The sequence below is a fragment of the Paracidovorax avenae ATCC 19860 genome, from assembly GCF_000176855.2.
GTDB classification, from domain to species: domain Bacteria; phylum Pseudomonadota; class Gammaproteobacteria; order Burkholderiales; family Burkholderiaceae_C; genus Paracidovorax; species Paracidovorax avenae.
This window is the reverse complement of the sequence record NC_015138.1, coordinates 1,277,150-1,288,446: the sequence shown is the minus strand read 5'-3', so window position 1 is coordinate 1,288,446 and position 11,297 is coordinate 1,277,150. Positions and strand designations below refer to the sequence as shown.

Genomic DNA, 11,297 nt, shown 5'->3' with positions numbered 1-11,297 from the left:
TGGGCCCTCTTGTCGGCCGGAATGGCCGGGGCCGCCAGAGCATAGGAAAAATTGCCGCCGGGCGCTTGTACGCAGCGGCTACGCAACCCCGGCAGGGAACGCGTCAGCAGGCCTGCGCACCGCGCCAGGCCGTGTGCGCGCAGTCGTCCACGAACACGTCCACGCGGCCCGCGTCCGCCAGGAAGGACGGTGTCAGGCCGAAGCAGCGCTGGAAGGTGCGGCTCATGTGCGCGCCGTCGGTGAAGCCGCCCGCGAGCGCGATGCCGGTGAGCGGCATGCCCGAGGCCATCATCTGCACGGTGCGGCGTATCTTGGACCACAGCAGGTAGCGCTTGATCGACAGGCCGGTCTGTTCATGGAAGAGGTGCGTGAGCCGCCCGGGCGACAGGCAGGCCACGGCCGCCAGGTCGCACAGCGGAACCGCCATGCCATGGCTTCCGGCATCGCGCATCCGCTGCAGCACGCGCTCCACGCGCGGATCCAGGCACGGCCGGTCGCCGCCGCGGGAGCGCTTCACGGCACAGCCGCAGGCCGCGTCCAGCATGCCGCCGCTGAGGCGGCGCAGGGCCGGGCTGTCCAGCTCGCCATGCAATGCGCCCTCGAAGTCCTCGCGCAGCGCGCCGAAGCCGGCCGCATCCAGCGGCAGGATGCCCCGGCCGTCCAGGCGCGCGGCCAGCCTGCGGAACGTTCCGGACGCCGGATCGACGTTCAGCGAAAGCAGGCCGCAGCCATCGGCGTCGAGCTGGCGGGGAACATGCGGCGCCACCAGGGCCGCGGTGCAGCGCAGCACCGTGCCATCGAGCGCGACGAGGACAAAGGGGCGGCCGGTGGCGGATGCCAGCAGGGTGGCGGAAGCCCGGGCGGTGAGACCGGACTGGATCGCCTCCGTGATGTAGAAGAAGCGGTCGTCCCAGAGATGCAGCTGGTTGGTGGTGGACATGCGGTGTGCGGCGCGTGCCCGGACCGGCGCCAGCTTGCGCGCCCGTGATTCTCACGCAACAGACTATCGGCCGTCGATCCGCAATGACCCGCGGGGCCATGCCGTTTCAATGCGGCGCGGCGAAGCGGTCGAAGCAGGCCCGCAGCGCGCGCTGCCAGGCCTGCTTGTCCGCGTCGGGAACGAAGCTCGCCTCGAAGCTGTTGGACGCGAGCTGGTAGGCATGCGCCGCCGTGAGCGTGGGGACGGCCTCGAACAGGCGCACGAAATTCGTGTTCAGGTAGCCGCCGAAATAGGCGGGGTCGTCAGAGTTCACCGTGGCCGCCAGGCCAGCGTCCAGCAGGGCCTGGATGTTGTGGTCGGCCAGGTCGGGAAAGACGCACAGCTTCTCGTTGGACAGCGGGCAGACGGTGAGTGCCACCCGCTCGGCGGCCAGCCGGCGCATCAGCGCCGGGTCGTGCACGGCCTGCACGCCATGGTCGATGCGCTCGGCATGCAGCACGTCGAGCGCGCTCCAGATATAGGCCGGCGGCCCCTCCTCGCCCGCGTGGGCGACGCGGTGCAGGCCCAGTTCGCCGCAGCGCGCGAACACGCGGGCGAACTTCTCGGGCGGGTGGCCCACCTCGCTCGAGTCCAGGCCCACGCCGATGAAGCGGTCCCGGTAGGGCAGCGCCTGCTCCAGCGTCTCGAAGGCGTCTTCTTCGCTGAGGTGGCGCAGGAAGCACAGGATCAGCGAGGCGCTCACGCCCAGTTGCGCCCTGGCGTCCTCGCAGGCACGGTGCAGGCCTTCGATGACCGTGCCGATGGCGACGCCGCGCGCGGTGTGGGTCTGCGGGTCGAAGAACATCTCGGTATGCACGATGTGGTCGGCGGCCGCGCGCTGCAGGTAGGCCCAGGCCATGTCGTAGAAATCCTGCTCGTGCAGCAGCACGCTCGCGCCGGCGTAGTAGATGTCGAGGAAGCTCTGCAGGTTGGTGAAGGCGTAGGCACTGCGCAGCGCCTCCACGTCGGCATAGGGCAGCGCCACGCCGTTGCGCTCGGCGAGCGCGAAGATCAGCTCGGGTTCGAGCGAGCCCTCGATGTGCATGTGGAGCTCTGCCTTGGGCATGGCGCGCAGCAGGTCGGGCAGGCGCTCCGGGGCGATGGCGCCGGCATGCGGCGGGAGGGTGGTACGGGAATCGGTCATGGGAAGCCTCGGGAAGGCGCGGCACGGATGCGCGCAGAGCACAGCATAAGGCCGGCCGGGGCCGCGCGGGCTACCAGGCCGAGTCCTGCCCCTGCAGCGCGCGCCGGGCCAGCAGGAAGGTGGCCGCGTTCCAGCTCTGGCCGGCCATGCCCATGGGCGCCAGCGTGCGGCCGTGGAACCATTCGGTGAAGCGCCAGTCGTCGAGCGCATTGGCATGGGCCAGCTTCGCCAGCCCGGACCAGCCGGCACGGTGCAGGCCCAGGCGGGCCAGCGCCATCACCCAGAAGCCGCCGACGAAGGGCCAGATGCCGCCGTTGTGGTACTGGTGCATGAGGTTCTGGCGGTGCCGTCCCATGTACGCCCGCCACAGGTCGTGCTCGTGGGACAGCGGGTGCAGCACCACGCGCACGGGCAGGGAGTGGCCCGCATGGGCGGCCTCGATGGTGTTGACGATGCTGTGCGCCATCGCCTCGTCGGCAAGGCCGCACTGGATGGCAAGCAGGTTGCCGAACACGTCGCCCTCGTCGCCCACCACCGCCAGGTTCACGAAGCTCAGGAACAGGCCCGGGTCGCGCCGGCCGCGGCGGGCATAGTGCTGCAGCAGCCGGGCGCGGTGGTACTCGGGCAGGTCGCGCTGGAAGGGGTTGAAGAGGTGGTTGAAATGGTGTTGCGTGTCCTCCGCCTGGCAGAGCGAGAAGCGGCGCTTGACGTCAAACCACAGGGCATTGGTGTAGAGCACGTAGCCCGAGCGCGGCATGATGTCCGCCCAGTCGCTGGCCTCGTTCTGCTGCAGCAGGCGGAAATGCTGGTGCTCCTGCGCGAGCAGCCAGCCGATGGCACGCTCGACGCCGTCCGCCCAGCGGCCGGCGCCCACCGCTCCGTGGCGGCGCACGTGGTCCACCGCGATCAGCCACCAGAGCGTGGCATCGATGCAGCCCAGGTACCAGAAATCCGCATCGCGTCCTTCCGGATCGACGTATTTGGGAATCTGGCCGTTGGGGGCCTGCTGCGAGGCGAGCGCATCGAGGCTGGCCACGGCGCCCTCCTCCAGGGACGGCACGCCGCTGCCGCACATCGCCATGACGCACATGGCTGCGTCGCGCCCGAAGATCCGCGTGTAGCGCCGCGCCACCGCCGCCGCGGTGCGGCTCGCGGCCAGGATGCCGTGGGGCGTGAGGTTGCGTTCGAGCAGCGCGAGGGAGGCTTCCGAACAGGCATCGATCAGCGCGAGGGATTGGGCGTCGAGGGAATGGTCTGTCATGGGCATGCAATGGGCAGGCGGGCAGGCAGGCGGGCAGCGAGGCGTGTCATGCGCCAGGTGGCCCCGCGGGGCCGGATGGCCGGGCGACCACGCACCCTCCCGGGCATGGAGCATCGGAGCCGGCACGGGTTCCATTGTGCAGCCGGACGCGGAACTGTCCAGGCCCCCGCCTGCATCCGGCGTGGCCGCGAGCGCCTCAGCAGACGCCGAAGGTGATGCCGCAGCCGCGCAGGTAGCGCCGGTAGGCGGATGAGGCCTTGTCCGCGGCGGTATGCAGCTCTGCACGCAGGTCCAGGGGCAGGCGCCTGGGCTGCTGGGATTCGAGCACCGGCTGGTCCTGCGTGAAGATGGTGTGCTGGAAATCGCGCAGCTTGCTGTCCGGCGAATCGAAATCCGCCACTGCCAGGCGGAACCACACGCGGCTCGATTCCGGCGTGAGCGGGCATATGTAGAGCGCGATGGACTCGCGCCAGCCCTCCACCGCGGTGGTGCCCGCTTCGGGCAGCTTGGTGAGCACCGCCGTGTAGGGCCCCGTGACCTCGTAGGTGTATTCGACCTGCGCGGCGGCCGTGGAATGCAGGTTGGACTGCGGCTGCCAGGCCTTGCAGCCGGTGGCCAGCAGGCCGGTCGGCGTGGGCTCCACGCGGTAATCGTCGATGGCCGCGGCATCGCGCGCGCCCAGCCAGCCTTCGTGCACGAAGCCGAAGTGGGACATGTCGAGGAAGTTCTCGACGATGCGCGGCGCGCTGGCCGCCACATCGTAGGGTCCGCAGTTGAGCTTGCGCAGTCGTGCATCGTCTTCCGCAGTGAATGCCGGCAGGGCGGCGTCGCCCGGCGCCAGGCACACCCACACCAGGCCGTGGGCCTCCCGCACGCCGAAGCATTCCACGCGGTGGCCGGCCGGCGGCTGGAACTGCGGCAGCGCGGGCACGTGGACGCAGCGGCCACCGCCCTCGAACTGCCAGCCGTGGTAGGGGCACTCGAGCCGGCCGTCGTGCACGCGGCCGAGCGAGAGGCGTGCGCCGCGGTGGGGGCAGCGGTCGGGGAAGGCGTGCGGCGCGCCTGCAGCATCGCGCCAGAGGACGAGGCGCTGGTCCAGGAGCAGCGCGGCCAGGGGTGAGGAGCCGACGTCCTCGGCCAGGGCGACAGGGTGCCAGTGGTGGTGTTCGATCATCGTGGGACCGGATTGTCAGGCCAGCGCGCGCACGGAATTGCTCAGCGAGCGTGCGCAGGCGATCAGGGCCGGCGCGAGGCGTTTTTCCGCCTCCTCGGGCGTCCAGCGGCTGGTGGGCGCCACGACATGCACGGCCGCCACGGGCCGGCCGCGCCCGCCGACGACCGGCGCGGCCAGGGTCATGTCGCCCAGGAACAGCTCTTCGCGGTTGACCGCATAGCCGCGCTGCCGGGCCAGCTGCAGTTGCTCCAGGATGGCGGACTCATCGGTCAGCGTATGGCGGGTATGGGCCACGCGCTCGCCCTGGCGGATGAGCGCCAGCGCATCGGCCTCGGGCAGTGCGCTCAGGAAGGCCCGCCCGGAAGCGGTGCAGTACATCGGGATGCGGCTGCCGATGGGCATGTGCACGGGCACGAACTGGGCGCTGACGAAGCGCGCCACATAGACCATCTCGGCGCCGTCGGCCTCGGTGAGGCAGGTGGTTTCCGTGGTGACGTTGGTGAGTTCGGACAGGAACGGATTGGCCAGGTCGATGAGCGGGTTGCCGGCCAGGTAGTTGAACCCGATGCGCAGCACGCGCGGCGTGAGTTCGTAGCGCCGCGTCTGCGGATGCTTGCGCACGTACCCCAGTTGCTCGAGGGTGTAGACCATGCGCTGCGCCGAGCTGCGGTTGATGCCCGCGGCCTCGGCGACCTCGGCGAAGGTCATACCCCGGCGCTGGGCGCCGAAGGCGCACAGCACGTCCAGCCCCTTCTCGACGGACTGGTTGAACAGGCGGCTGACGTCATCTTCGGAAGGGGTGGAGGCCATGGAAGCAGTATAGCCCGGACGCCTTAAAAAATCGCATATCGATTTCATATTGGCGACTAGTAGTTTTCACCGATTACAAAACGCTCCATACAAATCGATGATGGCACCGATCTTGCACCGTACTCCGCCGTGCGGACCGGCACGCCCCAATGGCGTGCATGGCGCACACCGTGGTCCATTCCGCCTTTCGTTCAAGGAGCCCCTGCCATGCGTTTCCTCATCCGCCGCCTCCGCCATCTCACGTCCGGCCTGCTGGCTGCCGCCGCCGTCACGGCTGCCTGCGCACAGGGGGCCGCGCCCGCGAGCTACAACGCCGGCGCGACCGCCACGGGCATTCCCTTCACCTTCCTCGACATCAAGACCAACACCATCCAGGGCATGATGGTGGACACCGTGCAGGCGGTGGCCAAGGCAGGTGGGTTCACCGTGAACGTCCAGCAGACGGTGTTCTCGGCGCTGATTCCCTCGCTCACCGCCAACAAGATCGATATCGTCTCGGCCGCCATGCTGAAGACGCCCGCGCGCCAGCAGGTGGTGGATTTCAGCGACCCGGTCTATTCCTACGGCGAAGGCCTGATCGTGAAGGCCGACGACGGCCGCGCCTACACCTCGCTGGACGACATGAAGGGCGAGGTGGTGGGCGCGCAGGTGGGCACGGTGTTCCTCGACATGCTGCAGAAGAAAGGCATCTTCAAGGAGGTGCGCAGCTACGACTCGGTGGCCGACCTGACGCGCGACCTGGCCCTGGGCCGCATCAAGGCGGGCCTGGCGGACCAGCCGATCCTGGCCTACCAGATCCGCCAGAACACCTTCCAGGGCGTGAAGCTGGCCGAAGGCTACAAGCCGTCGAACGTGGGCGACGTGTGCCTGGTGGTGCGCAAGGGCGATGCCGAGACGCTGCAGCGCCTGAACAAGGCGATCGCCGCGATCAAGGCCGATGGCACGCTCGCGCAGATCACGAAGAAGTGGGGCATTTGAGCCCCATGTCCAACTTCCTCCAGCATGCGCGCGACTTCCTGCCCATCCTGCTGCAGGGCGCGGTGGTCACGGTACAGGTCACCGTGCTCGCCTTCCTGCTCAGCAGCGCCCTCGGGCTCATCCTCGCGCTCGGCAAGCTCTCGCCGGTGCGGGCGGTGTCGCTCGCGGCCTCCACGTTCATCAACGTGATCCGCGGGCTGCCGATCATCGTGCAGCTGTTCTACATCTACTTCGTGCTGCCGGATTTCGGCGTGCAGCTCACGGCGTTCCAGGCCGGCGTGATCGGGCTGGGCATCGCCTATTCCGCCTACCAGGCGGAGAACTTCCGTGCCGGCATCGAGGCGGTGGACCCGGGCCAGCGCGAAGCGGCGCTGGCCATGGGCATGCGCCCCGCCCTGCTGATGCGGCGGGTGATCCTGCCACAGGCCTTCCGCATCGCGCTGCCCCCCTACGGCAACACGCTGGTGATGATGCTCAAGGACTCGTCGCTGGTCTCCACCATCACGGTGGCGGAGATGACGCGCGCCGGCCAGCTCATCGCTTCGTCCACCTTCCAGAACATGACCGTCTATACCCTGGTGGCGCTGCTCTACCTCGCGATGAGCCTGCCGCTGGTGGCCTGCCTGCGGCGCCTGGAGCGCCGGCTGGGCGCGGGGAGCCGCCGATGATCGAGATCGAAGGCCTGCAGAAAGCCTACGGCGCGCACCGCGTGCTGCAGGGCGTGAGCCTGCGCGTGGCGCGCGGCGAGGTGGTCTGCCTCATCGGCCCCTCGGGCTCGGGCAAATCCACCGTGCTGCGCTGCATCAACGGGCTGGAGTCCTACCAGGGCGGCGAGGTGCGCGCCTTCGGCGAGCGCGTGGACCAGCGCGGTGCCGGCATCCACCTGCTGCGCCGCCGCATGGGCATGGTGTTCCAGCGCTTCAACCTGTTTCCCCACCGCACCGCGCTGGAGAACGTGATGGAAGGCCCTGTGCACGTGCTGGGCGCGCCCTCCGCCCAGGCGCGTTCCGAGGCACTGGCGCTGCTGGAGAAAGTGGGCCTGGCCGACAAGGGCGGGCACTACCCGGCGCAGCTCTCGGGAGGGCAGCAGCAGCGCGTGGCGATCGCGCGGGCCCTGGCACTCAAGCCCGAGGCCATGCTGTTCGACGAGCCTACTTCGGCGCTGGACCCGGAACTGGTCGGCGACGTGCTCGGCGTGATGCGCACGCTGGCGGATGAAGGCATGACGATGGTGGTGGTGACGCACGAGATGGGCTTCGCGCGCGAGGTGGCCGACCGCGTGTGCTTCCTGCACGGCGGCACCATCGTGGAGGGAGGCGACGCGGCACAGGTGCTGGGCGCACCGCGGCATGCGCGCACCCAGGACTTCCTGCGCCGGGTGCTGCATGCCCCCACGGGGAGCACGGCATGAGCGGCGCCGCTTCGGCACGCCCGATCGGCACCCATCCGGCCGCGGACTCGCTCTGGGCCGCCACCGCGCCGCCGGCGCCGGAGGCACCGCCGCTCCAGGGCCGGCAGACGGCGGACGTGCTGGTGGTGGGCGCCGGCTACACGGGCCTGTCCACCGCGCTGCACCTGGCCGAGGGCGGAGCGCGCGTGCGCGTGCTGGATGCGCACGGCATCGGCTGGGGCGCCTCGGGCCGCAACGGCGGGCAGGTGAACCCCAGCCTCAAGCACGACCCGGACGAGCTGCTGCGCATCTACGGCGCCGCACGCGGGGAGCCCCTGATCCATGCCGTGTCCGGATCGGCGGACCTGGTGTTCGACCTCATCACGCGCCACGGCATCGATTGCGCACCAGTGCGCGCGGGCTGGCTGCAGGTGGGTTACACGGAAAAGGCGGTGGCGGGCATGCACGCACGCGCCCGGCAATGGGAGCGCCACGGCGTGCGCACCGCCATGCTGGGCCGCGCCGAGGCGGCCGCGCGCATCGGCAGCCCGGCGTTCGCGGGTGGCTGGTGGGACGGGCGCGCCGGAGCCGTGCAGCCGCTCGCCTATGCGCGTGGCCTGGCGCGTGCGGCGCAGGGCCTGGGCGTGCACCTGCACGGCGGCTCGCCGGTGGCGAAGCTGGAACGGCAGAGCACGCGCTGGGTGGCGACCACGGCTGCGGGCCACAGCGTGGAGGCGGGCCAGGTCGTGCTGGCCACCAACGGCTATACCGACGGCCTGTGGCCGGGTCTGGCGCGCACGGTGCTGGCGGCCAACAGCTTCATCGTCGCCACGCGCCCGCTCGGCCCGGGCGGCAACGCCATCCTGCCCGGCGGAGAAACCGGCTCCACTTCGCAGCGGCTGCTGCTGTATTTCCGCAAGGATGCGCAGGGCCGCCTGCTGATGGGCGGGCGCGGACACTTCACGGACCCCGCCGGCGCGGCGGATTTCGCGCACCTGGAGCGCGCCACGGCGCTGATGTTTCCCGGCCTGGGTCCGCTGGAGTACGCATACCGCTGGGCTGGCCGCATCGCGGTCACACGCGACTTCATGCCCCACCTGCACCAGCCCGCGCCGGGCGTCACCCTGGCGCTCGGCTACAACGGCCGCGGCGTGGCGCTCGCCACGAGCATGGGGAAGGAGGTGGCGGCCCTGGTGGGTGGCGGCGCGCCGGAACGCTGCCCCTATCCGGTCACGCCTGTCCAGCCCATCCCGCTGCACGGGCTGCAGCGGTTCTATGTGGCGGCGGGCGTGGCGTGGTACAGCCTGCTCGACCGGCTGAACACCTGAGTTCCCGGCCGCTCAGGCGGCCTTTCCCCGACCTGCTGCAGGCATAGCGTTCCGCAGCATGGCAGCGCGCGGCCGGCATGCGGTGCGCGCACGCCGCAGAATCGGGCCATGAATCTGCGACAGATCGAAGCCTTCCGGGCCGTGATGGTCACCGGGTCCGTCAGCGGGGCGGCGCGCCTGCTCCACGTGTCCGTGCCCGCCATCAGCCGGCTGCTGTCGCACACCGAGAGCCGGCTGGGCTTCGCGCTGTTCGAGCGCGTCAAGGGGCGGCTGCATCCCACGGCCGAGGCCCGGCGGCTGTACCTGGAGGTCGAGCAGGTCTATGGCGGCGTGCAGCGCATCGGCAGCCTGACGCGGGAGCTGGCGGTGCGGCGCCGGGGCCTGGTGAGCATCCTGTCGAGCCCGAGCCTCGGGCAGATGATCGTGCCACTGGCGATCGCCCAGCTGCGGACGGCGCTGCCGGACCTGCAGGTGCACTTCCACTGCCTCAATCACGACGCGCTGAAGGAGCGCATCCTGCAGCAGCGGGCCGACCTCGGCATTTCCACCTTCCCGGTCGATCATCCGAACCTCGTCACACGGCCCCTCGCGGCTGCCCGGCTGCTGTGCATCTGCCCGCGCAGCCATCCCCTGGCCACGTACGAGGAGGTCGGCACGGAGGAGCTGCTGCCGCACGAACTCATCGGCTATCCGCACGGCTCGCCGCTGGGAATGCGCATCGACCAGATGTTCGCGGCCGGCGATGCGGCGCCGCGCTTCAACATCGAGGTCACCTCCCCCCACTACGCCTGCGCGCTGGTGCGTGCGGGCGCGGGGGCCGCGCTGGTGGACGAGTATTCGCTGCAGGGCTGGCTGGAGTCGCGCTTCAAGGTGATTCCGGTGCGCGGCGCGCAGCCCATCGTGGCCGACCTCGTGCACCTGCAGAGCGAGCCGCTTTCGCCTGCGGCCCACGCGCTGTTGCGTGCGCTGCACAGCGTGCTGCTGCAGTGCGGGCTGGCGCTGCCGTTCATGGACGACGGCGCGCCCGGCTGAGTTCCGCCGCGCAAGGCAGGCAGCGGGCGGCGCACCACGGTGGAGTGCTGCCCGGGTTTTCCGCCCCCTGCCGGTGCATGGCCCGCCCGCGCGCACCGCGGGGATGCGAGGGTTTAACACCCGGTTAAACCTGCGCGACAAAGCGTCATTCGACGCACCGGACACCGCTTCGAATAATCGATTGCATCTCCCCGCTGCAACGAAAGAAGAAGGTTTCCATGACATCGCGCCCCGCCACTGCCCGCCGGTTCCTCGACCTGGCCGTCGCCCAGATGGGCCCCGTCCACCTGGCCGACAGCCGGCCCTCCGTGGTCGCACGGCTGGTCGCGATGCTGCGCGAGGCGCACGGCCGGGGCGCGCGGTTCGTGGTGTTCCCCGAACTGGCGCTGACCACGTTCTTCCCGCGCTACTGGATGCCGGAAGCGGAGGCGCACGAGCGCTTCTTCGAGCGCAGCCTGCCCGGACCGCAGACGCAGCCGCTGTTCGACGCGGCGCGCCAGCTCGGCGTGGGCTTCTACCTCGGCTATGCAGAACTGACCGCCGAGGGCCGCGGCTTCAATTCGGCGGTGATCGTGGGGCAGGACGGCGCCATCCGCGGCCGCTACCGCAAGATCCACCTGCCCGGCCATGCGGACCACAAGCCCGATGCGCCCTTCCAGCACCTGGAAAAGAAGTTCTTCGAGGTCGGCGACCTGGGCTTCCGCGCCTTCGACACCGACGGCGTGCGCATGGGCATGTGCCTGTGCAACGACCGCCGCTGGCCCGAGACCTACCGGGTGATGGCGCTGCAGGGCGCCGAGGTCGTGGTGCTCGGCTACAACACGCCCTCGGTCAACATCCACTGGGACGAGCCGGCCCACCTGCGCACCACCACGCACCTGATCTCGCTGCAGGCCAATGCCTACCAGAACGGCATCTGGGTGGCCGCGGCCGCCAAGTGCGGATCCGAGGACGGGCACCACATGATCGGCAGTTCGGTCATCGTCGCGCCCAGCGGCGAGATCGTCGCGCGCACCACGAGCGAAGAGGACGAGGTGATCTGCGTGCGCGCCGACCTGTCGCTCGGCGAGCACTTCCGCGAGCACGTCTTCAATTTCGCGAAGCACCGCCGCCCCGAGCACTACCGCCTGATCGTCGAGCGCACCGGCGCGGGCGATCCGCTGCCCTGAACCGCCCCCGGCCGCCGCCGCATTCCCATCCC

General features: G+C 70.3%; 11 protein-coding genes. 6 read left to right on the top strand and 5 right to left on the bottom strand.

The window, feature by feature from the left end; translation table 11 throughout:
* Positions 1 to 103: 103 nt before the first annotated feature.
* From ACAV_RS05615 to ACAV_RS05595, 5 genes are all read right to left on the bottom strand, one after another.
* Positions 104 to 940: an AraC family transcriptional regulator gene (locus ACAV_RS05615; RefSeq protein WP_013593610.1), complete on the bottom strand. Its 837-nt coding sequence runs from the start codon at positions 938 to 940 to the stop codon at positions 104 to 106.
* Positions 941 to 1,046: 106 nt separating this feature from the next.
* Positions 1,047 to 2,123 (bottom strand): adenosine deaminase, encoded by a 1,077-nt coding sequence (locus ACAV_RS05610; protein ID WP_013593609.1) that lies wholly within the window; start codon positions 2,121 to 2,123, stop codon positions 1,047 to 1,049.
* A 70-nt stretch (positions 2,124 to 2,193) separates the two neighbouring features.
* A complete protein-coding gene (locus ACAV_RS05605; RefSeq protein ID WP_013593608.1) occupies positions 2,194 to 3,384 on the bottom strand; it encodes an amylo-alpha-1,6-glucosidase in 1,191 nt (396 codons plus the stop codon).
* 196 nt (positions 3,385 to 3,580) lie between these two features.
* Positions 3,581 to 4,558 carry an aromatic ring-hydroxylating dioxygenase subunit alpha gene (locus ACAV_RS05600; RefSeq protein ID WP_013593607.1) on the bottom strand — a complete coding sequence of 326 codons (978 nt, stop codon included), beginning with the start codon at positions 4,556 to 4,558 and terminating at the stop codon, positions 3,581 to 3,583.
* Positions 4,559 to 4,573: 15 nt separating this feature from the next.
* Positions 4,574 to 5,368 carry an IclR family transcriptional regulator gene (locus ACAV_RS05595; protein WP_013593606.1) on the bottom strand — a complete coding sequence of 265 codons (795 nt, stop codon included), beginning with the start codon at positions 5,366 to 5,368 and terminating at the stop codon, positions 4,574 to 4,576.
* 207 nt (positions 5,369 to 5,575) lie between these two features.
* Here ACAV_RS05595 and ACAV_RS05590 point away from each other — a divergent pair, with 207 nt between their 5' ends.
* From ACAV_RS05590 to ACAV_RS05565, 6 genes are all read left to right on the top strand, one after another.
* Positions 5,576 to 6,346 carry an ABC transporter substrate-binding protein gene (locus ACAV_RS05590; protein ID WP_013593605.1) on the top strand — a complete coding sequence of 257 codons (771 nt, stop codon included), beginning with the start codon at positions 5,576 to 5,578 and terminating at the stop codon, positions 6,344 to 6,346.
* Positions 6,347 to 6,351: 5 nt separating this feature from the next.
* Positions 6,352 to 7,014 carry an amino acid ABC transporter permease gene (locus ACAV_RS05585; protein ID WP_013593604.1) on the top strand — a complete coding sequence of 221 codons (663 nt, stop codon included), beginning with the start codon at positions 6,352 to 6,354 and terminating at the stop codon, positions 7,012 to 7,014.
* Positions 7,011 to 7,757: an amino acid ABC transporter ATP-binding protein gene (locus ACAV_RS05580; RefSeq protein ID WP_013593603.1), complete on the top strand. Its 747-nt coding sequence runs from the start codon at positions 7,011 to 7,013 to the stop codon at positions 7,755 to 7,757. The genes ACAV_RS05585 and ACAV_RS05580 overlap by 4 nt, the downstream gene beginning before the upstream one ends.
* Positions 7,754 to 9,064: an NAD(P)/FAD-dependent oxidoreductase gene (locus ACAV_RS05575; protein WP_013593602.1), complete on the top strand. Its 1,311-nt coding sequence runs from the start codon at positions 7,754 to 7,756 to the stop codon at positions 9,062 to 9,064. Before ACAV_RS05580 ends, ACAV_RS05575 begins: the two co-directional genes overlap by 4 nt.
* Before the next feature lie 108 nt (positions 9,065 to 9,172).
* Positions 9,173 to 10,096: a LysR family transcriptional regulator gene (locus ACAV_RS05570; RefSeq protein ID WP_013593601.1), complete on the top strand. Its 924-nt coding sequence runs from the start codon at positions 9,173 to 9,175 to the stop codon at positions 10,094 to 10,096.
* Positions 10,097 to 10,314: 218 nt separating this feature from the next.
* Complete coding sequence (locus ACAV_RS05565; protein WP_013593600.1) at positions 10,315 to 11,265, top strand: N-carbamoyl-D-amino-acid hydrolase; 951 nt, start codon at positions 10,315 to 10,317, stop codon at positions 11,263 to 11,265.
* The last annotated feature ends 32 nt before the right edge of the window (positions 11,266 to 11,297 follow it).